The 23,693-nt window shown below is 72.3% G+C and carries 24 protein-coding genes; 4 read left to right on the plus strand and 20 right to left on the minus strand.

The window, feature by feature from the left end:
* Both JCO01S_RS00065 and JCO01S_RS00070 read left to right on the plus strand, forming a co-directional pair.
* Positions 1–1,029 carry a Gfo/Idh/MocA family protein gene (locus tag JCO01S_RS00065; protein WP_068249216.1) on the plus strand — a complete coding sequence of 343 codons (1,029 nt, stop codon included), beginning with the start codon at positions 1–3 and terminating at the stop codon, positions 1,027–1,029.
* 36 nt (positions 1,030–1,065) lie between these two features.
* Positions 1,066–2,277: an NAD(P)/FAD-dependent oxidoreductase gene (locus JCO01S_RS00070; RefSeq protein ID WP_068249218.1), complete on the plus strand. Its 1,212-nt coding sequence runs from the start codon at positions 1,066–1,068 to the stop codon at positions 2,275–2,277.
* Positions 2,278–2,535: 258 nt separating this feature from the next.
* On the opposite strand, the gene JCO01S_RS00075 is transcribed toward JCO01S_RS00070, so the two are convergent.
* The 12 genes from JCO01S_RS00075 to JCO01S_RS00130 form a co-directional block, all read right to left on the minus strand.
* A complete protein-coding gene (locus JCO01S_RS00075; protein ID WP_084342503.1) occupies positions 2,536–3,348 on the minus strand; it encodes an alpha/beta hydrolase in 813 nt (270 codons plus the stop codon).
* A gap of 89 nt (positions 3,349–3,437) precedes the next feature.
* Positions 3,438–4,946, minus strand: coding sequence for a CoA-acylating methylmalonate-semialdehyde dehydrogenase (locus tag JCO01S_RS00080; protein ID WP_068249220.1), 1,509 nt, complete (start codon positions 4,944–4,946; stop codon positions 3,438–3,440).
* Positions 4,947–4,979: 33 nt separating this feature from the next.
* On the minus strand, positions 4,980–6,005 hold the full coding sequence (locus JCO01S_RS00085; RefSeq protein WP_084342504.1) for a Gfo/Idh/MocA family protein: 1,026 nt from the start codon (positions 6,003–6,005) through the stop codon (positions 4,980–4,982).
* Between the two features lie 46 nt (positions 6,006–6,051).
* Positions 6,052–6,930, minus strand: a complete 879-nt coding sequence (locus JCO01S_RS00090) for an ATP-binding cassette domain-containing protein (RefSeq protein ID WP_068249221.1) — start codon at positions 6,928–6,930, stop codon at positions 6,052–6,054.
* Positions 6,927–7,964, minus strand: a complete 1,038-nt coding sequence (locus JCO01S_RS00095; protein ID WP_068249223.1) for an ABC transporter permease — start codon at positions 7,962–7,964, stop codon at positions 6,927–6,929. The genes JCO01S_RS00090 and JCO01S_RS00095 overlap by 4 nt, the downstream gene beginning before the upstream one ends.
* Positions 7,965–7,971: 7 nt before the next feature.
* Positions 7,972–8,943: a sugar ABC transporter substrate-binding protein gene (locus JCO01S_RS00100; RefSeq protein WP_068249225.1), complete on the minus strand. Its 972-nt coding sequence runs from the start codon at positions 8,941–8,943 to the stop codon at positions 7,972–7,974.
* Positions 8,944–9,022: 79 nt separating this feature from the next.
* Entirely contained in the window at positions 9,023–11,002 is a 1,980-nt protein-coding gene (iolD, locus tag JCO01S_RS00105; protein WP_068249227.1) for a 3D-(3,5/4)-trihydroxycyclohexane-1,2-dione acylhydrolase (decyclizing), read from the minus strand.
* Positions 10,999–12,036, minus strand: coding sequence for a 5-deoxy-glucuronate isomerase (iolB, locus tag JCO01S_RS00110; protein WP_084342505.1), 1,038 nt, complete (start codon positions 12,034–12,036; stop codon positions 10,999–11,001). Before iolB ends, iolD begins: the two co-directional genes overlap by 4 nt.
* Entirely contained in the window at positions 12,033–12,938 is a 906-nt protein-coding gene (locus JCO01S_RS00115) for a Cgl0159 family (beta/alpha)8-fold protein (RefSeq protein WP_068249591.1), read from the minus strand. Before JCO01S_RS00115 ends, iolB begins: the two co-directional genes overlap by 4 nt.
* Positions 12,935–13,897 carry a 5-dehydro-2-deoxygluconokinase gene (gene iolC / locus JCO01S_RS00120; RefSeq protein WP_068249594.1) on the minus strand — a complete coding sequence of 321 codons (963 nt, stop codon included), beginning with the start codon at positions 13,895–13,897 and terminating at the stop codon, positions 12,935–12,937. The genes JCO01S_RS00115 and iolC overlap by 4 nt, the downstream gene beginning before the upstream one ends.
* Positions 13,897–14,802, minus strand: coding sequence for a TIM barrel protein (locus tag JCO01S_RS00125; RefSeq protein WP_068249229.1), 906 nt, complete (start codon positions 14,800–14,802; stop codon positions 13,897–13,899). The genes iolC and JCO01S_RS00125 overlap by 1 nt, the downstream gene beginning before the upstream one ends.
* A complete protein-coding gene (locus JCO01S_RS00130) occupies positions 14,799–15,845 on the minus strand; it encodes a Gfo/Idh/MocA family protein (RefSeq protein WP_068249231.1) in 1,047 nt (348 codons plus the stop codon). The genes JCO01S_RS00125 and JCO01S_RS00130 overlap by 4 nt, the downstream gene beginning before the upstream one ends.
* Before the next feature lie 137 nt (positions 15,846–15,982).
* On the opposite strand from JCO01S_RS00130, the gene JCO01S_RS00135 reads away from it, so the two are divergent.
* Entirely contained in the window at positions 15,983–16,723 is a 741-nt protein-coding gene (locus tag JCO01S_RS00135) for a GntR family transcriptional regulator (protein WP_068249596.1), read from the plus strand.
* 15 nt (positions 16,724–16,738) lie between these two features.
* Positions 16,739–18,100 carry an MATE family efflux transporter gene (locus JCO01S_RS00140; protein ID WP_157074410.1) on the plus strand — a complete coding sequence of 454 codons (1,362 nt, stop codon included), beginning with the start codon at positions 16,739–16,741 and terminating at the stop codon, positions 18,098–18,100.
* Between the two features lie 11 nt (positions 18,101–18,111).
* Here the strand turns inward: JCO01S_RS00140 and JCO01S_RS00145 are convergent, their stop codons facing one another.
* The 8 genes from JCO01S_RS00145 to rpsF form a co-directional block, all read right to left on the minus strand.
* Positions 18,112–18,756: a hypothetical protein gene (locus tag JCO01S_RS00145; RefSeq protein ID WP_068249234.1), complete on the minus strand. Its 645-nt coding sequence runs from the start codon at positions 18,754–18,756 to the stop codon at positions 18,112–18,114.
* Between the two features lie 25 nt (positions 18,757–18,781).
* Positions 18,782–20,407 (minus strand): DUF3352 domain-containing protein, encoded by a 1,626-nt coding sequence (locus JCO01S_RS00150; protein WP_068249235.1) that lies wholly within the window; start codon positions 20,405–20,407, stop codon positions 18,782–18,784.
* A gap of 115 nt (positions 20,408–20,522) precedes the next feature.
* A complete protein-coding gene (locus tag JCO01S_RS00155) occupies positions 20,523–21,119 on the minus strand; it encodes an OmpA family protein (protein ID WP_169796874.1) in 597 nt (198 codons plus the stop codon).
* Between the two features lie 5 nt (positions 21,120–21,124).
* Complete coding sequence (locus JCO01S_RS00160) at positions 21,125–21,706, minus strand: hypothetical protein (protein ID WP_068249239.1); 582 nt, start codon at positions 21,704–21,706, stop codon at positions 21,125–21,127.
* Between the two features lie 169 nt (positions 21,707–21,875).
* Positions 21,876–22,322 (minus strand): 50S ribosomal protein L9, encoded by a 447-nt coding sequence (rplI, locus tag JCO01S_RS00165; RefSeq protein ID WP_068249241.1) that lies wholly within the window; start codon positions 22,320–22,322, stop codon positions 21,876–21,878.
* Between the two features lie 32 nt (positions 22,323–22,354).
* Entirely contained in the window at positions 22,355–22,591 is a 237-nt protein-coding gene (gene rpsR, locus JCO01S_RS00170; protein WP_068249242.1) for a 30S ribosomal protein S18, read from the minus strand.
* A gap of 95 nt (positions 22,592–22,686) precedes the next feature.
* A complete protein-coding gene (locus JCO01S_RS00175; RefSeq protein WP_068249244.1) occupies positions 22,687–23,259 on the minus strand; it encodes a single-stranded DNA-binding protein in 573 nt (190 codons plus the stop codon).
* 74 nt (positions 23,260–23,333) lie between these two features.
* Entirely contained in the window at positions 23,334–23,621 is a 288-nt protein-coding gene (gene rpsF, locus JCO01S_RS00180; protein WP_068249246.1) for a 30S ribosomal protein S6, read from the minus strand.
* Between the last annotated feature and the right edge of the window lie 72 nt (positions 23,622–23,693).

Below are 23,693 nucleotides of genomic sequence, written 5' to 3' on the forward strand. Positions count from 1 at the left end.
ATGCGCATCGGACTCATCGGACTGGGACGCATCGGCTCCTTCCACGCGACCACCCTCGCCGGAATGGAGAGCGTGACCGAGCTCGTCGTCACCGACCCGGTCGCGGCGGCCGTCGACGCCGTGACGCGGCGGCTGCCGTCGGTGCGGGCCGTGGCGAGCCCCGAGGAGCTGCTCGCGGCCGGGCTCGACGGGGTCGTCATCGCCGCGGCCACACCGGTGCACGCCGACCTCGTGCGCGCGGCCGTGGCGAAGGGGGTCCCGGCCTTCTGCGAGAAGCCGATCGCCGGGACGGTCGCGGACTCCCTCGCGGTACGCGACGCCGTGGCGGGCTCGGACGTGCCCGTGCAGATCGGCTACCCCCGCCGGTTCGACCCGGCCTTCGTCGCCGCCCGCGAGGCGGTGGACGCCGGTGACCTCGGACGGGTCACGACGATCCGCTCGACCACCCTGGACCCGGCCCCGCCCCCTTCGTCCTACCTCGCGGGCAGCGGCGGGATCTTCCGGGACTGCTCGGTGCACGACTTCGACGCAGTGCGCTGGGTGACGGGTCTGGAGGTCCTCGAGGTCTACGCGGTCGGCTCGGTCGACCCGGATGCTCCCGCGGAGATGTACGCCGAGCACGGCGACCACACGAGTGCCTCGGTCCTGCTCACGCTCGACGGCGGCGCCATCGGGGTCGTCTCGAACACCCGGACCAACGGCCGCGGCTACGACGTGCGGCTGGAGGTGCACGGGGTGGAGGACGCGGTCGCCGCCGGCCTGGACGAGGGGCTCCCCCTTCGCTCGACGCACCCTGGCGCGACCTGGCCCACGGGCCCGGCGCACGCATTCTTCATGGACCGCCTGGCGGCGGCCTTCCGTGATGAGCTGGCCGCCTTCACCCGCCTCGCCGCCGGCGAGATCGAGAACCCCTGCACCGTCGACGACGCGATGGGCACCGCGTGGACCGCCGAGGCGGCGACCCTCTCGGCGGCCGAGCACCGTCCGGTGACGATCGAGGAGGTGCGCTCCCGGGCCGGCGACACCTGAGGTCGAGGTCCCGAGACGGTGTGCCACCTTGGGGGCATGGATGTCGTCATCATCGGCGGGGGCGAGGCCGGAGCGCGGGTCGCCCACGAGCTGCACACCGCGGGATGGGAGGGCACGGTCACCCTGGTCGGTGAGGAGTACCGGCCGGTCTACGAGCGGCCGCCGCTGTCCAAGAACGTGCTGCTCGACGAGATCCCCGAGGCCGTCGAACCCTACCGCGGCGGGCGCCTGGACGTCCCCGGGCTGACCCTGCGGCCCGGCGAGCGCGCCGAGGCGATCGACGTCGGTGCCCGGTCGGTGCGCCTGGCCGGCGGGGAGGATCTGCGCTTCGACCGGCTCGTCCTGGCGACCGGCGCCCGGGCTCGAACCGTCCCGGGTCTGCCGGGGAACGTGCCGGTGCTGCGCACCTGGGACGAGGCGCTGGCGCTGCGCTCCGCGCTCACCGGAGGCGGCCACCTGCTCGTCATCGGGGCCGGCATGATCGGCATGGAGGTCGCCGCGAGCGCACGCACCCGCGGCCTGCAGGTGAGCGTGGTCGAGGTCGCCGACCGGGCGATGGGCCGGGCCGTGCCCGCCCCGGTGGCCGCGGAGATGGTCGCCCGGCACGAGGCCGAGGGGGTGTCCCTCCGGCTGTCGACGACGGTGGCGTCCCTGACGAGGGAGTCCGGGCAGTGGCGTGCGCGGCTCGAGGACGGCGAGGAGCTGCTCGTGGACCACGTGCTCGCCTGCGTGGGCACCGCCCCGGACACCGACCTCGCGCGGACGGCCGGGATCGAGGTCGACGACGGGGTCGTCGTCGACCAGCAGATGCGCACGAGTGCCCCAGGGGTGTGGGCGGTCGGTGACTGCGTGAGCGGGCCGGTCGCGGTGCTGGGCCGCCGGCAGCGACTGGAGTCCTGGCGGATGGCCCACGACCAGGCGGTGACCGCGGCGGCCTCGATCCGCGGCGAGGAGCCCGAGCACGCGGCGGTGCCGTGGTTCTGGTCCGACCAGTACGACCTCTCACTGCAGGTCTCCGGGATGGCGGTCGCTGCCAGGACCTGGCTGGAGCGTCCGGAGCCGGACGGCAGCACCCTCCACCTCGGGCTCGACGACGCCGGTCGGGTGGTCTGCGCGGCCGGAGTGGGGAGGGCCGCGATCGCGAAGGACGTGCGCGCCGCCGAGCGGATCATCTCCTCCGGAGCGGTGCTCGACCCCGCGGAACTGGTGGACCCGACGGTCCGGCTGAAGGCTCTTGCGCGGCGGTGACCCCACGAGGCTCCTCGCTGGCGCCCTTCGAGGCGCTCACGCGGGACGTGGGACCCGAGCCGCGGGCGGCCTCGCACCTCAGGGACCGCTGCGTCGCCCCTCGGGGACCGGTTCCGCTTACCTACGCGCGGGTATGACGGGCACTCGTGCTGCAGACCACTGTCCAGACCCGGTTTCTCGGGCGACTCGCGGCGCGCCCGACAATGAGTGCACGTCATACCCGCGAGTCACGACCGGTGGCAACCTCGGGAAGCGGTGTCAGTCGCTCAGGTGCTCCCGCACGAAGTCGAGCACGTCCCCGAGCACCTCGTCACGGTTGGTCTCGTTGAAGATCTCGTGCCTCGCGCCGGGGTAGGTCAAGGCGTGCGAGTCCGCCGCGGCGATCCGTTCCCAGCCCTCGCGGCTCGGGCCCATCGGCACGAGTCCGTCGTCCTCCCCGTGAAGGTACAGCGTGGGGACGGCGAGGCGACCACCCTCGTCGATGGCGGCCATCGCGGCACTCATCGCCCTGAGCGTGGGGCGCTTGAAACTGCCGTGCCACACCAGCTCGTCCTGGGTGTAGGCCTCCCCCACCCCTTCGTCGCGGCTGAGCGTGCTGGGGTCGACGGGGGTCTCGGGGATCTCCTCGAGGTCCGCGAGCGCCGTCGGCTCCCAGGAGTGCAGCACCGGCCCGGAGAGCACCGTGGCAGACAGCTCCTCGGGGTGGAGCTGGGTGTAGCGCGCCGCGATCATCCCGCCCATCGAGTGCCCGATGAGCACGAGCGGCAGACCGGGATTCTCCTCGTGGGCACGCTGCACGAGGAGGTGCAGGTCCGCCACGACGTCCTCGAAGTCCTCGATGAGCACCCGCTCGCCCTCGCTGCGCCCGTGCCCGAGGTGGTCGTGCCCGTAGACGACGGCACCGTCACCGGTGAGCCGGTCGGCGACCCAGGCGTAACGGCCGATGTGCTCACCGTAGCCGTGGACGAGCACCGCCACCCACGTCGGGGCGCCCGGGGGGCTCCACTGGGACCCGATGAGCAGCCCGGCGTGCCCATGGGTCTCGATGTCCTCGGGTGGGATGGGTGCCACGGGGTCCTCCTGCGCGTCGGTCTCGGCTCCAGTCTGTCAGGCGGTGGGACGAAGGGGGCGCCGCCGCTCCCTTCGCCCCACGACCGTCGTCAGTCGTTCTGCGGGAAGCCCAGGTCCAGCCCGCCGTGGCTCGGGTCCAGCCAGCGCTGGGTGACCGCCTTGGTCCGGGTGAAGAAGTGCACCCCCTCGACGCCGTGGGCGTGGGTGTCGCCGAAGAGGCTGTTCTTCCACCCGCCGAAGGAGTAATAGGACATCGGCGTGGGGATCGGCACGTTGATGCCCACCATCCCGACCTCCACCTCGTGCTGGAAGCGCCGCGCCGCGCCGCCGTCGTTGGTGAAGATCGTCGTGCCGTTGCCGTAGGGGTTGTCGTTGATCAGGCCGAGCCCCTCGTCGTAGGAGCCGACCCGCACGACCGAGAGCACCGGCCCGAAGATCTCGTCGGTGTAGATCGACATCTCCGGCCGGACCCGGTCGAAGAGCGTCGGCTTGAGGAAGAACCCCGGGCCGAGGTCGTCGGCCCCCTCGCGTCCGTCGATGACGAGTTCGGCGCCCGCCTGGACCCCCTCCTCGACGTAGCCGGTGACCTTGTCCAGGTGGGCCCGGGTGACGAGCGGGCCCATGTCCGTGCCGGTCATCCCGTCGCCGGTGCGCAGCGTCCTCGTGCGCTCGGCGATCTTGACGACGAGCTCGTCCGCGATGGTGTCGGTGGCGAGCACGACCGAGATCGCCATGCACCGCTCCCCCGCGGCGCCGTACCCGGCGGAGACCGCGGCGTCGGCGGCGAGGTCGAGGTCGGCGTCGGGGAGGACGAGCATGTGGTTCTTCGCGCCGCCGAGGGCCTGCACCCGCTTGCCGGCGGCCACGCCCCGCTCGTGGACGTAGCGGGCGATCGGCGTGGAGCCGACGAAGGAGATCGCCTTGACCTGCGGGTGGTCCAGCAGCGCGTCGACGGCCTCCTTGTCTCCGTGCACGACGTTCATCACCCCGTCGGGCAGGCCGGCCTCGCGCCACAGGTCGGCGATGAGGTTGACCGCGGTGGGGTCCTTCTCGCTCGGCTTGATGACAACGGCATTGCCGGCGGCGACCGCGATCGGGACGAACCACAGCGGCACCATCGCCGGGAAGTTGAAGGGGGAGATGACGCCGACGACACCGAGCGGCTGCTGGATCGAGTAGGCGTCGATGCTCGTCGAGACGTTCTCGGAGAAGCCGCCCTTGAGCAGGTGCGGGATGCCGCAGGCGAAGTCCACGACCTCCCGGCCGCGGGAGATCTCGGCCTTCGCGTCGTCGTAGGTCTTGCCGTGCTCGGCGGTGATGACCTTCGCGATCTCATCGGTGCGCTCCTCCAACAGCTGCCGGAAGGCGAAGAGGACCCGGGTCCGTCGCGCGAGGGAGACCGCGGCCCACTCCCGCGCGGCCGCCGCCGCGTGACCGACCACCTGGTCCACGACCCCCGCGTCCGCCAGGTCGAGACGCCCGGTGACCTCACCGGTGGCCGGGTTGAAGACCTCGCTCGTGCGCGCGGCCTCCCCCTCCCACGAGGAGTGGCCGAGCAGGTGGGTGATCCGGGCAGTCGCCCCGGTGGTCGTGGACATGGGGTCTCCTTGTGACGTCTTTGTCAGGACATATTAACAACGAGCGAGGGGAGCCTGCGGCACCTCGACCCGGGCACCGGTCCGCAGCGACTCCATCCCGGCGGAGCAGGCCAGGGTCGCGGCCAGCCCGTCCCGGCTGCCCGGACCGACGACGTCCCCTCGGCGGGCCGCGTCGACCCAGGCCTGGACCTCCAGGTCGTAGGCCCGGGCGAAGCGTTCCCGGTAGTCGGGGACGATCCGCCCGCCCCAGCCGCCACCGGTCTCGTCGACGGCGGTCGTGTAGATGCCGCTGCCGGGTCGCCCGATGATCGCGCTGCCACTCTCGCCGACGGCCTCGCAGCGCACCTCGTAGCCGGTGCGACTGTTGACGAAGACCTCGTTGGTCACCACGGCGCCGGAGGCCATCTCGAAGATCGTGATCTGCGGGTCGGCGACGCCCTCCAGCGCGTGCGAGGTCGGCGCTGGCGCGATGACCTGCACCGCGGTGATCTCCTCACCGAGCAGCCAGCGGGCGCAGTCGACCTCGTGCACGAGGCTGTCGCGCACGATCATCTCGGAGCGGAAGCGCGGGTTCGGCACGGAGAGGTTGCGGTGGATCTGGTGCAGCACGAGGGTCCGTCCCCACCGCTGCGAGCCGATCATCGAGCGCAGCTCGGCGTACTCCGGGTCGAAGCGGCGCATGAAGCCGACCTGGATGAGCGGCCGGGCGAGCTCCTGCTCGGCCCGCACGACCTGCTCGGAGCTCTCGGCGTCCATCGTCAACGGCTTCTCGCAGAGCACCGGGAGCCCTCGCTCCAGACAGGCGAGCAGCTGCTCGGTGTGCACCGCGCCCGGCGAGGCGAGCAGCACCGCATCGACCCGCTCGTCAGCGACGAGCTCCAGCGGGTCGGCATGGACGCTGATCGCGTCACCGACGTCCGCGGCGAGCGCCTGCGCCCGCCCCCGGTCCGGGTCAGCCACCGCGACCAGCTCGGCGCCCGCGGTGCGGGTCGCGAGTCGGTGGACGTGGTCGGCGCCCATGACCCCGACCCCGACGACCCCGACGCGAAGGGGGCTCACCGTGCGCTCCCTTCGAGGCTCCTTCGTCGCACCTCAGGGAGCGGGCTCATCCGTCACTCACCTGCGGCTTGCCCGGACCGCTGAGCTCGACCTCCGGGTCGTCCGGGTCGACGGTCTTGCCCGCCTCGACGCCCCGCAGCTCGTGCTGCAGCTCGTCCAGCTCCTGTCCCCCGGCCATCTCGGCCGTCAGCTGGTCCAGCGTCAGCTCGTCGCGGTGGGCGTCGAGGACGAGCCGGCCGAGCTTGAGCACGAGGAAGTGGTTCCCCACGAGGTGGGCGTGGTGCGGGTTGTGGGTGATGAAGACGACCCCGAGCCCGGCGTCCCTCGCCTTGGCGATGTAGCGCAGCACGACCCCCGACTGCTTGACGCCCAGGGCGGCCGTCGGCTCGTCGAGGATGATGACCTTGGCGCCGAAGTAGATCGCCCGGGCGATGGCGATGCACTGCTTCTGCCCGCCGGAGAGGCCACCCACCGGGCGGTCCAGGTCCCCGATGTGGATGCCCATCTTCTGCAGCTCCTCGTCGGCGATCCGTTTCATCCGACGGGAGTCCAGGAAGAGCCCCCTGCGCAGCTCGTTGCCCATGAAGAAGTTGCGCCACACCGACATCAGCGGGGCGAGGGCGAGGTCCTGGTAGACCGTCGCGATCCCGAGGGCCTGGGCTGCCCGGGGCGAGGCGAGGTGACGCTGGACGCCGCCGACCTCGAAGACCCCTCCGGTGTGCTCGTGCAGCCCGGCCATGATCTTGATGAGCGTGGACTTGCCGGCGCCGTTGTCCCCGAGGACGCAGGTGACCTCCCCGGGGTAGACCTCGAGATGGACCCCCTGCAGCGCGTGGACGTTGCCGTAGGTCTTGCCGACGTCCTTCATCACGACGAGGGGCTGGACGTCCGCCGGTCGGCGGTCGCTGCTGACTGCGGTACTCATCGTCCACCAGCCTTCTTCTGCACGAACGTGTTGACGAGGGTGGCGAGCAGCAGCATCACGCCGAGGAAGGTGTAGAACCAGTCGACGTTCCAGCCCGCGTAGTTGATGCCCATCTGGGTCATCCCGAAGATCAGCGCCCCGAGTGCGGCGCCGACGACCGAGCCGTAGCCGCCGGTGAGCAGGCAGCCCCCGACGACGGCGGCGATGATGTAGATGAACTCGTTGCCGACGCCCTCGGCGGACTGCATCACCTGGTAGGCGAAGAGCAGGTGCATGCCGAGCACCCAGGCGCAGAAGCCGACGAAGACGAAGAGGCCGATCTTGACCGCCTTGACGGGGACTCCGACCGCGCGGGCGGCCTCGGCGTCGCCACCGACGGCGAAGATCCAGTTCCCGATCCGGCTGCGCTGCAGCACGAGCGTGGCCAGGACCACGAGCACGACCCAGTAGACGACGAGCGCCTTGATGCTCACCGGGCCGAGGTTCACCTCCCAGGCGAAGACCGACCGGGCCGACTCGTACCCGGCCATGTCGGAGATCGTCGGCGTCGAGACGGTCCCGCCGACGAGCCGGGTGACGGCCAGGTTCGCGCCCTGGAGGATGAAGAAGGTGCCCAGGGTGACGAGGAAGCTGGGCAACCCGGTGCGCATGAGCAGCCACCCGTTGAAGGCCCCGACGAGCAGCGAGAAGACGAGGGCCGCGAGGACGCCCACCCACACGTTCAACCCGAAGTTCCACGCCACCAGCGCCGCGGTGATGCCCGAGGCCGTGGCCGCGACGCCGGTGGACAGGTCGAACTCGCCGCCGACCATGAGCAGCGAGACCCCGACCGCCATGACCCCGATCGCGGCGGCGGCGTAGAGGATCGTCCCCGTGTTGCCGGCGCTGCGGAAGGACGGCGCGACCGCGAGGAAGAGCACCGCCACGACGACGGCACCGATGAGGGCGCCGACCTCGGGCCGGGCGAGGACGAGGTTCACCGCCCCCTTCGCCTCGACCCGGTCATCCGTCTCCGGTGTCGCAGGTGCACTCATGACCAGATCACTTCTTCAGCAGCAGATCGACGTTCTTCTCGTCCACGAAGGCGGGCCCGGTCAGGACCGGCTGGCCACCGCCGATCGAGGCGCCCTTGGTCGCCCGCAGCCACAGCGAGTCCACGGCCTCGTAGCCCTGGACGTAGGGCTGCTGGTCGACCGCCCAGATGATGTCGCCGTCCTTGATCGCCTGCAGCGCCTCGTCGTTGAGGTCGAAGGTGGCCACCTTCGCGTCGCTGCTGGCCTCGTCCACCGACTTCAGCGCGATCATCGCGAAGGGGGCGCCCAGCGTGAGCACGTGGGTGATCTTGTTGTCCTCCTGCAGCTTCGCGGTGATCGTGGACTGCACGTTGGCCGAGTCGGTGCCCTTGACGTAGATCTTCTCGATCTTGTCGAACTTCTTCGCGGCGCCGGCGCAGCGGGCCTCCAACCCGACGTGACCCTGCTCGTGGATGACGCAGAGGGTCTTGCCGGCCTTCTCCTCGTCGAGACGCTCGCCGGCGGCCTCGCCCGCCAGCTCGTCGTCCTGACCGAAGAAGGAGAGGACGCCCATGTCCTTCCACTCCCCCATGCCCGCGTTGAGCGCGACGACCGGGATGTCGGCGTCGACGGCCTGCTCGACATTGCTCTTCATGGCCTGCGGCTTGGCCAGGGTCACGGCGATGCCGTCGACGCCCTTGTCGGCCGCCTGCTGGACGAGCCGGGCCTGGTTCGCGCCGTTCGGGTCCGCGGTGTACTGGAGCTTGACGTTGTCCTTCTTGGCCGCGTCCTCGGCGCCCTTGCGGACCTGGTCCCAGAAGGTGTCGCCGGGAGCGGCGTGGGTGACCATCGCGACGGTGATCTCCTCGGTTCCGGCGCCACCCCCACCGCCGCCCCCGCCCTCGGTCTCCTGCTTCCCCCCGGTCGACGAGCACGCCGCGAGCGCCAGTGCGGCCACGGCAGCCGTCGTGATGACGGCCGGTCGAGTGAAACGAGACATGGTCGGTGCCTTTCTCTGCGTCCGTCGCGACGCTGCGACGGAACGGTCGGGGACGGTGCCCGGTCCGGGCACCGCTGATTCAGTTGTGAGTGTGGCCCCTCGACCGGTCGGTCGGGGTGAGGTGGGCCTGTTGGCCCTCCTTGTGTCGGACGTACTCCTCGCGGGCGCAGCGGGTGCTCGCCAGCTCGCTGACCTCGCTGACCGGCACGTCCCACCAGGACTGCGAGTCCGGGGCGGGCACGCCCGGGTCGGTGCGCACGTGGATGAGCACCGGGCCGCCGTCGGTCGGTGCCCCCTTCGCCTCCCGGACGGCCGCGGCGAGGCCCTCCTCGTCGGTCACCTCGATGACGTGGGCTCCGAGGGAGCGGGCATTGGCGGCGAGGTCGACCGGGAGGTGCTCCCCCTCGAGCCGCCCGGTGCGCGGGTCGCGTGCGCGGTAGGAGGTCCCGAAGCGCTGCGATCCCAGCTCCTGGGAGAGCGAGCCGATGGAGTGGAAGCCGTGGTTCTGCACGAGCACGACGATGACCTTGACCCCCTCCTGCACCGCGGTGACGAGCTCGGTCGGCATCATCAGGTAGCCGCCGTCACCGACCATCGCGAAGACGTCCCGGCTCGGGTCGGCCAGCCGGATCCCGATGGCGGCGGGTATCTCGTAGCCCATGCAGGAGTAGCCGTACTCCACGTGGTAGGCCCGCCGCTCGCGGACCCGCCAGGTCTTGTGCAGGTCGCCGGGCATCGAGCCGGCCGCGCAGAGGACCACGTCGCGCGGGTCGCTGTGCTCGTTGACCGCCCCGAGGACGCTGCCCTGGGTGAGCACACCCTCGGCCAGCCGGTCGGTGATCTCGGGCGGAGGGTGGTGGCCGGCCTCCACCCGTGCGTCCCACTCGGCCCAGAGCCGGGTCTGCTCCCCGCGGTAGTCCTCGGCGACCGACCAGTCCCCGAGCTCCTCGGCGAGGGCCGCGAGCGCCTCGCGGGCGTCGCCGACGACCATCAGACCGGCGTGCTTCGCCGCGTCGAAGGGGGCGATGTTGAGGTTGACGAAGCGCACCCCGTCCGCGGCGAAGGCGGTCCGGCTCGCGGTCGTGAAGTCCTGGTAGCGGGTGCCGACACCGATGACGACGTCGGCCCGGCGGGCGAGCGCGTTGGCGGCGGTGGTTCCGGTGGAGCCGACCGCTCCGACGAGGCGCGGGTGCCCGTGCAGGAGGGAGCCCTTGCCCGCCTGGGTCTCCGCGACGGGGATGCCGCTCACGGAGGCCAACCGGGAGAGCGCCTCCTCCGCGCCGGAGTGGTGCACCCCGCCGCCGGCGACGATCATCGGTCGCTCGGCGGAGCGGATGATGCGCGCGGCCTCGGTGATCCGGCTCGGTTCGGCGGGCGGCCGGGCGACGTGGTGGACCCGCTCCTCGAAGAGCTCGACCGGCCAGTCGTGGGCCTCGGCCTGGACGTCCTGGGGCAGCGAGATCGTCACCGCGCCGGTCTCCGCCGGGTCGGTGAGCACCCGCACCGCGGCGAGCAGGATGCTCGGCAGCTGCTCGGGGCGGCGCACCTCGTCGTAGAAGCGGGAGAGCGGCCGGAAGGCGTCGTTGACGACCGCGTCCCCGGCGTGGGGCGACTCCAGCTCCTGCAGCAGCGGTCCGGCCGCCCGGGTGGCGAAGGTCGAGGAGGGCAGCAGCAGCACCGGCAGCCGGTTGATCGTCGCCAGCGCGGCCCCGGTGAGCATGTTCGTGCTCCCCGGCCCCACCGACGCGGTGCAGGCCCAGGTCTGGAGCCGGTCCTGCTGGCGGGCATAGGCGACGGCCGTGTGCACCATGGCCTGCTCGTTGCGGGCCAGCACGTAGGGCAGGCCGTGACCGAGACGCTCGGTGATCCCGCCCGGGCGCTCCCCGGCGGCCAGCTCCTCCTGCAGCAGCGCCTGCCCGACACCCGCGACGTTGCCGTGCCCGAAGATCCCCAGGCAGCCGGCGAAGAGTGGCCGGACCTGCCCGTCCCGCTCGCTGCGCTGCTGCCCGAGGAAGCGCACCACCGCCTGGGCAACGGTGAGCCGCACGGTCCTACTCATCGTCCACCTCGGTCCCTGAGGTGCGAGCGCCGAGCCGGGTCCTGAGGTGCGAGCTTGCGAGCCTCGAAGGGCGAAGGGCCGAACGGCAACCTCGGGTCCACGGCCTGACCCCGCCAGTCCTCCCGGACCGCGACGTGGGCCGGGTCGTCGCAGATGAGCCAGACCCGCTCCTGCCCGGGCCCGGCCATGACGTTGAGGTAGTACAGGTCGGCGTCCGGCGCCGCCATCGCCGGACCGTGCCAGCCGTGCGGGACGAGGACGACGTCACCGGTGCGCACCTCGACGAGCACGTCGACCTCCCGCTCGTCGGCGGCGTAGACCTGCTGGTAGCCGACCGGCCGCCGGCCGTCCGCGCGGTCCGTGCCGCGGGTCAGCGGCGCCCGACCGGCGGCGGCGTCGCCGACGGCCTGGGTCTCGAAGTAGTAGATCTCCTCGAGCACCGACTCCTCACCGGGCCGGTGGGTGTCGTGCTTGTGCGGCGGGTAGGAGCTCCAGCCCCCGGCGGGGGTGAGCACCTCGCAGACGAGGATCTGCTCGGCGTCCGGCAGCGTGTCCGGCATGCCGATGCCGCGCACCTCCCGGGAGCAGGTCCCGGCCCCGCGCAGCTCGACCGGCACCTCGCCGGCGGGCAGCAGCACCACCGACCGGTCGCCCCCGGTGGGGTCCTGCACCCGGGCGCCGCAGACGGCGATGCGGGCGGCCCCCTTCGCCCGGAGCGTCAGCCCCCGGCCGGCCGGGACGTACAGGCTGTCGGTCGGCCCGGCGAAGACGCTGCCGCGTCCGGCGAGCTCGTGGTCCGTCCCGTCGACGGTCACCACGGCGCCCCCGACGAGCGGGACCACGACGAGCTCCTCACCCGCCGACCGGTGGGTGAGGCTCGCGCCGTCGGCGAGCGTGGCCACGCGAAGGGAGGTGTGCGCCCAGTCCCGCAGGTCCGGGGTCAGCTCGACCGCCCAGTCCCCACCGCGGGGCGCGAAGGGGTGGTACCACCGGTCGTTGTCGGCTCCGGTGCGCGGGGCGTGCCGGTCGGTCATCGCGAGCCTCCTCCGTGGACGAGATCGGCGGCGGTGTCGACGGCGGCTGCGACGTCGCCGTCCCTGGGGTGGAGCAACGCCCGGCCCACGACGAGGCCGCGCACCTGCGGCACGGCGAGAGCGCGCCCCCAGGAGTCATAGGTCTGCTCCGGGTCGCCGGTCGGGTCGCCCCCGAGGAGCACCGTCGGCAGGGTCGTCGCGTCCATGACCCGCTCCAGCTCCGAGGTGACCGGGACCTTCAGCCAGGTGTGGGCGCTGCTCGCGCCGAGACCGGAAGCGACCGCCATCGAGGCGATGGTGCTGTCCGGGTCGAGCAGGTTGACCACCCGGCCCTCGCGCCGGGTGCTCCAGAAGGGTTCGACCATCGCCAGCGAGCCCTGTGTCGCCAGGGCGGTGACCGCCCGCCCGCAGGCCTCGAGGGTCGCGGCGGTGCCCGGGTCGGCCAGGTCGATCCGGGTGAGCATCTTGCCGCCCTCCAGCCCCCGCGCGGCGATCTCCTCGGGGGTGTAGGCGGTGAAGCGGTCGTCCATCTCGAAGACCGCCCCCTGCAGGCCGGAGCGGTTCATCGACCCGATGACGACCTTGCCCTCGAGAGCCCCCATGAGCAGCAGGTCGTCGAGCACGTCCGGGGTGCCGAGCACGCCGTCGACCCCCGGACGGGCGAGGGCGGTGGCCAGCCGACGGAGCAGGTCCGAGCGGGAGGCCATGGCACGGGGTTCGCCGCGCACGCCGAGGGCCCCCCGGGCGGGGTGGTCGGCGGCGACGAGCAGCAGCCGACCGTCCGGGCCCAGCAGCTCACGGCGCTCCCGCGCGGCCCAGCCGCGGGCGATCGCGCCCGGGTCGCCCGCCCGGATCCCGGTGAGGGAGGCGATGTCCACCTCGACCTGCTGCTGCGCGCTCACGCCGTGACCCCCTTCGCCCGCCACCGGGCCAGGTCGGCCTCGACCTCCGCGGTGGTCGGCATTGCGGTGCTGCACTCCAGCCGGGAGGCGACGATCGCCCCCGCGACGTTGGCGAACTCCAGCATCTCGCGCAGGCCGGCCCCCCGCAGCAGGCCGTGGACGAGCGCGCCCCCGAAGGCGTCGCCGGCGCCGAGGCCGTTGACGACCTCCACCTCGTGGGGCGGGACCTCGACCCGCTCCTCGCGGGTGGCGGCGAGGACCCCCTTCGGCCCCTGCTTGACGACGGCCAGCTCCAGACCCCGCTCGAGCAGGGCGTCGGCGGCGCGGTGCGGGTCCCTCTCGCCGACGGCGACCTCGCACTCCTGCTGGTTGCCGATGGCGATGGTGACCTGCTCCAGCGCCCGGGAGGCCTCGCGGGTGGCTTCCTCGGGGTGCTCCCAGAACATCGGTCGGTAGTCCAGGTCGAGCACGGTGTGCCGGGCCCGACCCCGCTCGGCCAGGGCGCGGTGGTGGGTGGCGCGGGAGGGTTCGCGGCACAGCCCGGTCCCGGTGACCCAGAAGACCTCCGCCTCGCGGATCTGCGCCAGCGGCAGGTCGGCCTCGGCGAGCATCAGGTCCGGCGCCGTCGGGTAGCGGTAGAAGTACAGCGGGAAGTCATCCGGCGGGTGCACCTCGCAGAAGGTCACCGGCGTCGGCGGCCCCTCCCCCGTCAGCGGCGTGATGTGCTCGACGGCGACGCCGAGCCGCTCGGCCTCGGCCCGCACGTACCGGCCGAACGCGTCGGCCCCGGTCTTGGTCACCAGGGCCGCGTCCAGCCCGTGCCGCGCGGCCGCGACGGCGACGTTGGTGGCCGAGCCGCCGAGGAACTTCTCGAAGGTGCGCACCTCCTCCAGTGGCACCCCGTGGTCGAGGGGGTAGATGTCCACGCCGGTCCGCCCCATGGCGATCAGGTCCCGCATCACGCAGCCACCGCCTCGAGGTACCCCACCGACGTGCGCACGTCCGCGACGGGGTCCGGTCCTGCGGCGGTCGCCGGGTCGGCCGGGTCCCCCGCGAGGATCGTGTCCTGCTCCAGCACGTACCAGCCGGCGTAACCGGCCTCCTCGAGCGAGTCGATGATCGCGGCGACGTCGACGTCGCCCGCGCCGAGGGCGACGTACATCCCCGCGGCGACCGCCTCGGTGTAGGGCAGCTCGCCGCGCTGCACCCGCCGGGCCAGGGCCAGATCGACGTCCTTGAGGTGGACGTGACCGATCCGCTCGGGGTGCCGCCGGGCCAGCGCGACCGGGTCGCCGCCACCGATGAGCAGGTGGCCGGTGTCCAGGCAGAGCCCGATCCGACTGCCCTCGAGCACCCGCTCGGTCTCCTCCCCGGACTCGACCATCGTGCCGACGTGCGGGTGGAGGGTGGCCAGCAGTCCGCGGGCGCTCGCGGCCTCGTCGATGCGGTCCAGGTTGCCCAGCAGCGTGGCCCAGCCCGCATCGTCGAGCTCCGGCCGGTCGTCGTAGCCCTCGGCGCCGGTCGCCGCGGCGAGGACGAGGGTGGAGGCGCCGGCGGCGAGCAACCCGGTCATCGCGGCCTCCACGAGGCGAAGGGGGTCCACCCCCGGGTCGTGCAGCACGACGGGGACGAACTGGCCGACGGCGGCCAGGCCGTGCGCGGCCAGGGTGGCGGCCTTGGCCTCCGGCGCATCGGGCAGGAAACCCTCCGGCCCGAACTCGGTCGCGACCAGGCCCAGGCTGCGCATCTGCTCCAGCACGGTCGCCGGCGCGTGCTGCCAGCCCCACCCGGGGACCTCGCAGACCCCCCAGGAGATGGGGGCGGCGGCGATCCGCTCCCGCAGCGGTGTCCTCGTGCTGCTCATGCGCTCGTCCTCACGCTCGTCGTGGTGGGGATCTCGGCGAGGCCCACCGGGCGGCCCTCGTGCCGGGAGATCTCGCAGGCCTCGGCGACCCGGAAGGCCTCGAGGGCGTCGGCGACGGTGCACGGACTGGGCCGTGTGCCGGCGGCGACCTCGAGGAAGGCGGCCAGCTCCGCCTCGTAGGCGGGCTGGAAACGCTCCATGAAGGACCACTTCTGCGGCCCGTGGGGGAAGGCCACGTCCGGCTCGGCGCTGCGCGCGGCCAGCGAGTGATCCAGCCCGACGGCGATCGTGCCCCGCTCACCCATGACCTCCATGCGCACGTCGTGACCGGCGCCGTTGTGCCGTGTCGTGGACATGAGCACGAGCGTGTCGTCCTCGAGGGTGAGCAGCGCCGCGCCGGTGTCGACGTCGCCCGCCTCGCGGATGTAGGGCTCCCCCTTGTTGGCGCCCGTGGCGTAGACGCGGGCGACCTCGCTCCCGGTGACGAAGCGGACCGCGTCGACGTCGTGGACGCTGCAGTCCCGGAAGATGCCGCCGGAGGTCGCGATGAAGGCCGCCGGCGGGGCGTCCTGGTCGTGGGTGTTGGCCCGGATCGTGTGCACGAAGCCCAGCTCACCGGAGGCCACGGACTCCCGGGCGCGTCGGTAACCGGCATCGAGACGACGCTGGAAGCCGACGTGCACCGGCACCTCGCTGCCCGCGGCGAGCGCCGCCAGCTCGATGGTCTCGGCCAGGTCGGCGGCCACCGGCTTCTCGCAGAAGACGGGGACCCCCGCGGCCAGACAGCGCCGGACCCACCCGCCGTGCTCACCCGTGCTCGTCGCGACGACGACGCCCTCCGGCTGCTGCGCCAGCAGCTCCTCGGCGGACGGGGCGAGGTGGACCCCCTTCGTCGGGTACGCCTCCTGCAACCGCTGGACCACGGCGGCGGCCACCTCCGGCCGGGCGTCCGTGACGACCAGCTCCTCGACCTCGGGCAGGGCCAGCAGGGTCTCGGCGTGGAAGGCTCCGATCCGGCCGAGGCCGGCCAGTCCGATCCGCATCGTGGGGCGCTCCTTCGCGTCCGGTGAGTGTCCGGATCACTCTCGCCGCATGTTCGGCCCATGTCAATGCTTTGTCAGGACATTCGTTACTCCGGATGTCCGGGCCCCGAGGGTGGGCCCGGGCTATGCTGCGCGACATGTCGGCGCTGCAGCTCCAGGTGGCCCTGGACCGGGAGTCCCCGGTCCCGCTCTACCACCAGCTCGCCCGGCAGATGACCGACGCCATCGAGGACGGCCGGCTGCAGTCCGGGGACCCCTTCGAGAACGAGGTGGCCCTCGCCCAGCGGCTCGGGGTCTCCCGACCGACGGTGCGCCGGGCGATCGCCCAGATGGTCGACCAGGGCCTGCTCGTGCGCCGCCGGGGCCTCGGCACGACCGTCGCCAACCGCAAGATCCACCGGCGCGCCGGCCTCACCTCGCTCTTCGACGACCTCGAGGCCGAAGGGAGGGCCCCCCGCACCCGGGTACTCGAGATGGAGGTGCGCGCCGACGAGCGCGCCGCCGCGGCCCTCGACCTTCCCCCGGGGACGGGACTGCTCTCGATCCGGCGGGTGCGCTCCGCCGGTGGGGTGCCGCTCGCCCTGATGCACAACTGGCTCCCACCGGCGCACGCCGACATCACGCCCGAGGAGCTGGCCGAGGACGGGCTCTACGCCCTGCTGCGCCGGCGCGGTGTCAAGCCGGCGGTGGCCCGGCAGTCGATCGGCGCGCGGATGCCGAACCCCGCGGAACGCCGCACCCTGGACCTCGGCGGCGGTCAGCCGGTGCTCACGATGACCCGGATGGCCTTCGACGCCCGGGGGGCGGCCATCGAGTTCGGCGACCACGCCTACCGGGCCGAGGACTACACGATCGATCTGATGCTCGACGAGCGTTGACGCACAATGGGGTCCATGCCCGAGACCCCACCCGGAACGGCGCCCTCCGCCAGCCCCCGAGAGGTCCTCTCGCTGGCGGTCCCGGCCTTCCTCGCGCTCGTCGCCGAGCCGCTCTTCCTCATGGTGGACGCCGCCGTCGTCGGCCGGCTCGGGGTGGTCCCCCTCGCGGGGCTCGGGACGGCCAGCTCGGTCATGCTCACCGCGGCGGGGGTCTTCGTCTTCCTCGCCTACGGCACGACGAGTGTCGTCGCCCGGCAGTACGGCGCCGGCTCGGTCCGCGGCGCCATCGAGGTCGGCACGGGCGGGGTGTGGCTCGCCGCCGCCCTCGGCGTGCTCGGCGGTTTCGTCGTCGGAGGCCTCGCGCCCTGGCTGGCCGCGGCCTTCGGCTCCTCGCCCGCTGCGCTGGAGCAGGCGATCACCTACCTGCGCATCAGCGCCCTCGGGCTGCCGGCGATGCTCCTCGTCCTCGCCGCGACCGGCATCCTGCGCGGGCTGCAGGACACCCGGACCCCGCTCATCGCCTCCGTCCTGGGCTTCGGCGGCAACGCCCTGCTCAGCGTGCTGCTCGTCCTCGGCGTCGGGATGGGCATCGCCGGCGCGGCGTGGGGCACCGTCATCGCCCAGTGGGGCATGGCCCTCGGGCTGCTCGCCGTCGTGCTGCGGGAGGGCCACGCGGTCTCGGCCTCGCTGCGCCCGCACGTGGGCCGGGTCCTGGACGCGGCGCTGGACGGCGCCCCGCTGCTCGTGCGCACCCTCGCGCTGCGCGCGATCATCCTGCTGACCGTCGCGGTCGCCGCAGACTTCGGCGACGTGCCGCTCGCGGCCTACCAGGTGACGACGACGGTCTGGTCGCTGCTCACCTTCGCCCTCGACGCCCTCGCCATCGCCGGGCAGGCCCTCACCGGAGCGGCGCTCGGCAGCGGTGACGCCGGCCGGGCGCGCGCCGCCACCGGCCTCATGGTGCGGTGGGGTGTCTGGGGCGGGGTCCTCCTCGGGCTCGTCGTCCTCGCCCTCCACCGGGTCCTGCCGGTGCTCTTCACCCAGGACCCCCAGGTGCGGGCCGGTATCGCGGCGGGCCTGATCGTCATCGCGCTCGCCCAGCCGCTCTCCGGGTACGTCTTCGTCGTCGACGGCGTGCTCATCGGGGCCGGTGACGGACGCTGGCTCGCCGGCTCGATGATCCTCGTGCTCCTCGCCTACCTGCCGATCATCTGGCTGACCAGGGTGCTCGGCGGGGACCACGGCGACTCCGCCGCGGTCTTCGCGCTGTGGCTGGCCTTCACCGGCTTCATGCTCGTGCGCGGCGGCTTCATGGCCTGGCGCATCCGCGGCGACCGGTGGGCGGTCACCGGCGCGGTACGGCCACGCCGGGCGTGACCGGGACCGGGTCAGAGCACCGGTTCGCGCACCGTCTCCGCGTAGGAGTACCAACCCGAGGCGGTCAGCGCGTCGGCCACCCGCTGTCGGCCGGCGGGTCCCTCCGCGTCGATCACCGCCAGCTCGGAGGGACGAAGGGGGGACAGGCACAGCATGCGCACCACGCCCCCGTCGACCTCGAGCTCCCGCGGGCGGCCGGGCAGCGGCACCCCGAGCAGGGCCCCCATCCGCCCGTCGGCGCTCCACCCCTCCGGGGCGCCCTGCCCGGAGAGCTCCAGGGAGAGCAGGCCGTGCTCGGCCAGCGCCGCGGGCAGCGTCTCCGCCGCACCGGCGAAGGCCCCCGCGGCCTCCTCGAGGGCGCCGACGAGCCAGGCGCCGTCGCTGTCCATCCCGTCGACGAGCTCACGCCCCTCGACGTAGAGCTCGACGCCCAGACCGAGCCCTCCGCCGGCGGGGTCAGGGTCGCTCAGCCCCTCGGTGGTCACGATGCCCGCATGCCGCGTCACGACGTGGCGATAGGCCGAACGACCCGAGGGCCACAGGGACGGCTGGTCGGCCGTTCCCTGCGCTCCCATCGGGTCGTTCAGCTCGCCGAGGCCCTGCCAGAAGGCCCCTCGACGCTCGCGGACGCGGTCGCTCTGCTCAGAGATGCTCACGCCCACATCCTGCCTCCCCCGGAGGTCACTTCGTGGTCAGGCGCACGGAGAAGTCCGCGTGGTCGTCCTCGCCGGAGGCCGAGAACCCGACGGCGGAGAGGACCTCCGCGTTGGCACGCTCGTCCGCGTCCATCTCCCCTCCGTAGTTCTCCACGAGCGAGGCGATGTCGACGAAGCCGACCACGCTGGCCTTGTCCGCGTCCGGGACGGCGTCCTTGAAGGCCTCCGAGTCACCGAGGCCGGAGCCGCTGGCGACCTCCTCGGCGTAACCCTCGTCGTTGGAGACCACGACCCGGTCCTCGTCGCCGTCCTTGACGAACACCTGCGGGCCGCCGCTGGAGTAGCTGCTGGGGTAGCTGCTCGTGTCCGGACCCTGGATCAGCTCGACCATGTCGTCGATGGTGGAGCGGTCACCGTTGGTGCGCAGAGCGACCTTGGGGGTGGTGGGGTCCGCACCGACGGACAGCACGGTGTCGCTGCCGAGCGCCTTGGCGATGTCCTCCGGCACCTGGAGCCCCGTCTGGGTCTCGATGTCCTGCTGCCAGGACGGGCCCATGACGTCGTCGAGGTTCTTCTCCACCTCGGGCCAGGCGCTCGTGATCGAGTCGTCCAGGCCCGCGATCCCCAGGGCGGCGGCGGTGTCCTCGGGCAGTGCCTCGACGGAGGTGCCGTCACCGCTGGGGACGGACTCCTCGGGCAGGCCGTTCATCCGGCCGGCCAGCTCCACCGTGGGCCCGTCGAAGCGCAGCGCCATGGCGATGCGGCCCTCGGTGCTCGCCGAGCTCATCGCGGGGTCCAGCTCCTTGGCCTTGCTCATGTCGAACCAGGCGCTCGCGATGCCGTCCTCACCGAGGTCGTCCATGTCCTGGGAGAACTCCTCGTCGTCGGCCAGGCTGCCCTCCTCGGCTCCCGTGACGGCGTCGTCCACGACCGACTGCTCCTCACCGCACAGGGCGAAGTCGTCCTGGACGCTGCAGTACCCGTCCCCGTCGGTCATCTTCGACAGCCCCTCCTCAGCCGCCTCCTTGTCCTCGCTGGCGAGGACAATCACCGGCTGCGGACCGCTGCCGTCGTCGGAGGGCAGCGCAGCGACGGCGAAACGCTTGCCGAGCCACGGCTCGACGTCCTTCTCGTAGTCGACGTCCTCGAGGCCTCCCTCTTCCTGGATGCTCTCGAAGATCTGCTTGCGCAGGTCGTCGTCCTCGTCGAGCGTCCCGATCTCGTCCTTGAAGGCGGGGAACTTGTTGGCGAACCGGACCATGTCCACCTTCTGGTCCGCCGAGGGGTCGAGGTCGACCTTGACGTAGCCGATGGTCTCGGCCGGCAGCGCGGTCTCGGGCTGCGGGCCGCCCCCGCCGAGCTTGGAGTAGGCGAAGAGCCCGCCCCCGCCGCACAGCGCGAGGGCGAACGCACCCGCGACACCGAGGGCGACCCAGGTCTTGGTGCGCGACTTCTTCGGCGGGGTGGAGGGGTAGCCCCACTCCTGCGCCGGGCCGGCGTTCTGCGGCGCGGCCGGCTGACCCTGCGGCGGGCCGTACCCGGGGGGAGGCGGCGGCTGCGCGCCGCCCTGGCTGGGCGGACCGTACCCCGGAGGGGGCGGCGACTGGCCGCCCGGCTGGTTGGACTGCGGACCCTGCGGTGGCGTGCTCATGGCGGAATGTCTCCCCTGTCAATCTCAGCTGTTGTGACGTGAACCCTATGCCCGGCCGATGGCGGCCGACATGGTGACTACTACCCAAGGGGGCGGCGCCCCCCGTCTGTGCCGATCACCCGGCGTACCTGATCTCCACCCGGCGGTTCTTCATCCGACCCTCCGGGTTGTCCTCCCCTCCCTTCGTGTTGGCCGCGACCGGGTCGCTCTCGCCCCTGCCCTCGACGGTGAGGTCCAGGCCGGCGCGCTCCTTCGTGATGGCCGCGGCCACGGCATCGGCACGCTCCCGCGAGAGCTTCTGGTTCGACTGCTCGGATCCGACCGAATCGGTGTGGCCGACGACGGTCACCTCGGCGCCGTCGGGGACCGCCTGCACGGCCTTGACGACCGCGCGGGCCGCCGTGGGCGTCAGCTTGGCGTCCGCGAAGCGGAAGAGGACGTCGGTGTCGAGGCTGACGACGGTCTCCCCGCCCTCGGTCTCGACCTCGGGCGTGAAGGTGGAGATCTTCGGGACGTCGATGGCCTTGATCTCCGGCACGTCGATCGCCTTCCGATGGCTCGCCACCTCGCTGTCACTGACGTGGGGCAGGTCCTCGACGGTGAGGTCACCGTCCGCGGCCCGGGCTCCGGTGGCCAGCACGGCCACGAGCGGGAGCGTGAGGGCGGAGGCGATGGCGGTGCGCAGCCGCGGCCGAAGGGTGTGGTGGCTCATGGTCATCACTCCGGCATCGGGACGTCCACGATCTCCGGCCGTTCCGAGATCAGCTGGAGGTCCATCGTGTCCACACCCTGGCGGGGCAGCGGGAAGGCCGTGAAGACGTAGACCGGCTTCCCGAGCGGGGCCTCGACGGAGATGTCATTGCTGGTGAGGTCCGTGACGTTGGTGTACTTCTCCATGTTCGTGAAGTCCACGAAGGTCGGCGCGAAGGTGTGCTCCCCCAGCAGCTCGAAGGCCGAGGTCTCCTCGGTGCCGCGCCCCTGCCCCGTCAGCCGGAAGGTGGCGACCATGACGTTCTCGTCCCGGCTCAGCTCGACGAGCTCGACCTTCGTGGAGTCCACGTCGTCGTTCTCGACGTGCAGGGTCGTGCTGGCGATGGCCTTCGGCGGGTCCTCCGGGTCGATGCCGGCGTCCTTGGCACCGCTGGCCTCAGCGGCCTCCCCGTCGCCTCCCGTCGCGGCGTTCTGGGCGGACTGGGCCGAGTCACTGCCCGAGGCCTGGTCCGTGCCACCGAGCGAGCAGCCGGTGAGTGCCACGGCCGCGGCTGCCGAGAGCGCGATGGCGCTGATGCGAATCGACACGGTGTCCCTCCTGGAATGTCTGTGCTACTGCAAATGCAGGATTTACGATAGCAAACCTGGTGCCTCACGCAACCCCTGGCCCGAAAAAACATGACGAAGGGGGCAGGCCCGCCGACGAGCCGGTGGGCCTGCCCCCTTCGATCGGCCCCGGTGGACGGGGCCGGCCGGATCAGCCGGCGACGACCTCGAGGGCCACGGTGGCCTGCACCTCAGGGTGCAGGCGCACGAGCGCCTGGGCCGGGCCGACGTTCTTGATCGGCGTCGGGATCTCGATGGTACGGCGGTCCACCTCGGGACCACCACCGGTCTTGATCGCCTCGGCGACCTCACGGCTGGTGACGGCGCCGAAGAGGCGGCCGCTCTCGCCGGCGTGGGCGCTGACGGTGACCGTCTCGGCCTCGAGGTTGCCCTTGAGGGACTGCGCCTCCTCGAGGGACTTCACGGCGCGCGCGGCGCGGCCGGCGGCGATCGCGTCGACCTGCTTCTGCGCCCCCTTCGTCCACTGCGTGGCCAGGCCACGGCGGTAGAGGAAGTTGCGGGCGTAGCCCCGCTTGACGTCGACGACGTCGCCGGCGGTGCCGAGACCGCTGACCTCGTGGGTGAGGATGACCTTCATTTCACGTGCTCCTGTCTCTGCTCGTCCGCGGATCAGCGGTTGGAGGAGGAGTAGGGCAGCAGGGCCATCTCCCGGGCGTTCTTGACGGCATTGGCGATCCGGCGCTGCTCCTGCACGGAGACGCCGGTGACGCGACGGGCGCGGATCTTGCCGCGGTCCGAGATGAACTTCCGCAGCAGGGCCGCGTCCTTGTAGTCGATCGTCTCGACCTTCGCCGCCTTCAGCGGGTTGGCCTTCTTCTTGGGCTTGCGCACAACGGGCTTGGCCATCGTGGTGCTCTCCTTCGTGTCTTGCGAGAGCCCGAGGTCAGTGCCTCGGGATGGGTGTCTTGACTGGTGCCCGGCTGACCGGGCGGAGCGATCGATCAGAAGGGGGGCTCGTCGTAGCTGGGGGCGTTGCCCCAGCCACCGCCGGGCTGGCCACCGCCCTGGGGTGCCTGCTGGCCGCCGAAGCCGCCGCCCTGGCCGCCCTGGGGACCGCCGGTCGCCCACGGGTCGCTCTGCTGGCCGCCGAAGCCGCCGCCCTGGGGCTGGCCGCCCCAGCCGCCGCCCTGGCCTCCACCACCGCCGCGCTGGGTCTTGGTGACCTTCGCGGTGGCGTAGCGCAGGGACGGTGCGACCTCGTCGGCCTGCATCTCCATGACGGTGCGCTTCTGACCGGTCTCCTTGTCCTCCCAGGACCGGGAGACGAGGCGGCCGGTCACGACGACGCGCGTCCCACGCACGAGCGACTCGGCCGCGTTCTCCGCGGCCTCACGCCACACGGAGCAGCGCATGAAGAGCGTCTCCGCGTCCTTCCACTCGTTGTTCTGCCGGTCGAAGTACCGCGGGGTCGAGGCCACCGTGAAGTTCGCGACGGCCGCGCCGGACGGGGTGAACCGCAGCTCGGGGTCGGCAGTGAGGTTGCCGACGACGGTGATGGGGGTATCGCCTGCCATGGGAATCCTTCTCGATCGTGGATCGTCTCAGGTGAGGTCGCCGGCGGTCACCGGCGACCCGGGGAAGGGACGTCTCAGGCGTCCACGCGCATGAGCTTGGTCCGCACGATCTGCTCGGACAGGCCGAGCTGACGGTCCAGCTCCTTGCTCGTGGCCGGCTCGCAGGTCAGGTCGGCGACCGCGTAGAGGCCCTCGTCCTTCTTGTTGATCGGGTAGGCCAGGCGACGCCGGCCCCAGTGGTCGACCTTGTCCACGGTTCCGCCGTCCTTGGTGACGACGGCGAGGAACTTCTCGAAGAGCTGCTGGACGCCACGCTCGTCGTTGTCGGCGTCGAAGATGACCATGAGCTCGTAATTACGCATGCTGATAACCCGCCTCCTTCGGTCTGTGCGGTCACGGTCTCTCCGTGACAGGAGGGTTGTGCATGAACCCGG

This window comes from Janibacter corallicola NBRC 107790, from assembly GCF_001570965.1.
GTDB lineage: Bacteria > Actinomycetota > Actinomycetes > Actinomycetales > Dermatophilaceae > Janibacter > Janibacter corallicola.

Excerpts from the sequence above, each read along its gene's own strand:
- JCO01S_RS00065 (WP_068249216.1), top strand. The coding sequence starts at position 1 with ATGCGCATCGGACTCATCGGACTGGGACGCATCGGCTCCTTCCACGCG.
- JCO01S_RS00070 (WP_068249218.1), top strand. The coding sequence starts at position 1,066 with ATGGATGTCGTCATCATCGGCGGGGGCGAGGCCGGAGCGCGGGTCGCC.
- JCO01S_RS00080 (WP_068249220.1), bottom strand. The coding sequence starts at position 4,946 with ATGTCCACGACCACCGGGGCGACTGCCCGGATCACCCACCTGCTCGGC.
- JCO01S_RS00090 (WP_068249221.1), bottom strand. The coding sequence starts at position 6,930 with ATGAGTACCGCAGTCAGCAGCGACCGCCGACCGGCGGACGTCCAGCCC.
- JCO01S_RS00095 (WP_068249223.1), bottom strand. The coding sequence starts at position 7,964 with ATGAGTGCACCTGCGACACCGGAGACGGATGACCGGGTCGAGGCGAAG.
- JCO01S_RS00100 (WP_068249225.1), bottom strand. The coding sequence starts at position 8,943 with ATGTCTCGTTTCACTCGACCGGCCGTCATCACGACGGCTGCCGTGGCC.
- iolD (WP_068249227.1), bottom strand. The coding sequence starts at position 11,002 with ATGAGTAGGACCGTGCGGCTCACCGTTGCCCAGGCGGTGGTGCGCTTC.
- iolB (WP_084342505.1), bottom strand. The coding sequence starts at position 12,036 with ATGACCGACCGGCACGCCCCGCGCACCGGAGCCGACAACGACCGGTGG.
- iolC (WP_068249594.1), bottom strand. The coding sequence starts at position 13,897 with ATGCGGGACCTGATCGCCATGGGGCGGACCGGCGTGGACATCTACCCC.
- JCO01S_RS00125 (WP_068249229.1), bottom strand. The coding sequence starts at position 14,802 with ATGAGCAGCACGAGGACACCGCTGCGGGAGCGGATCGCCGCCGCCCCC.
- JCO01S_RS00130 (WP_068249231.1), bottom strand. The coding sequence starts at position 15,845 with ATGCGGATCGGACTGGCCGGCCTCGGCCGGATCGGAGCCTTCCACGCC.
- JCO01S_RS00135 (WP_068249596.1), top strand. The coding sequence starts at position 15,983 with ATGTCGGCGCTGCAGCTCCAGGTGGCCCTGGACCGGGAGTCCCCGGTC.
- JCO01S_RS00140 (WP_157074410.1), top strand. The coding sequence starts at position 16,739 with ATGCCCGAGACCCCACCCGGAACGGCGCCCTCCGCCAGCCCCCGAGAG.
- JCO01S_RS00150 (WP_068249235.1), bottom strand. The coding sequence starts at position 20,407 with ATGAGCACGCCACCGCAGGGTCCGCAGTCCAACCAGCCGGGCGGCCAG.
- JCO01S_RS00155 (WP_169796874.1), bottom strand. The coding sequence starts at position 21,119 with ATGAGCCACCACACCCTTCGGCCGCGGCTGCGCACCGCCATCGCCTCC.
- rplI (WP_068249241.1), bottom strand. The coding sequence starts at position 22,322 with ATGAAGGTCATCCTCACCCACGAGGTCAGCGGTCTCGGCACCGCCGGC.
- rpsR (WP_068249242.1), bottom strand. The coding sequence starts at position 22,591 with ATGGCCAAGCCCGTTGTGCGCAAGCCCAAGAAGAAGGCCAACCCGCTG.
- JCO01S_RS00175 (WP_068249244.1), bottom strand. The coding sequence starts at position 23,259 with ATGGCAGGCGATACCCCCATCACCGTCGTCGGCAACCTCACTGCCGAC.
- rpsF (WP_068249246.1), bottom strand. The coding sequence starts at position 23,621 with ATGCGTAATTACGAGCTCATGGTCATCTTCGACGCCGACAACGACGAG.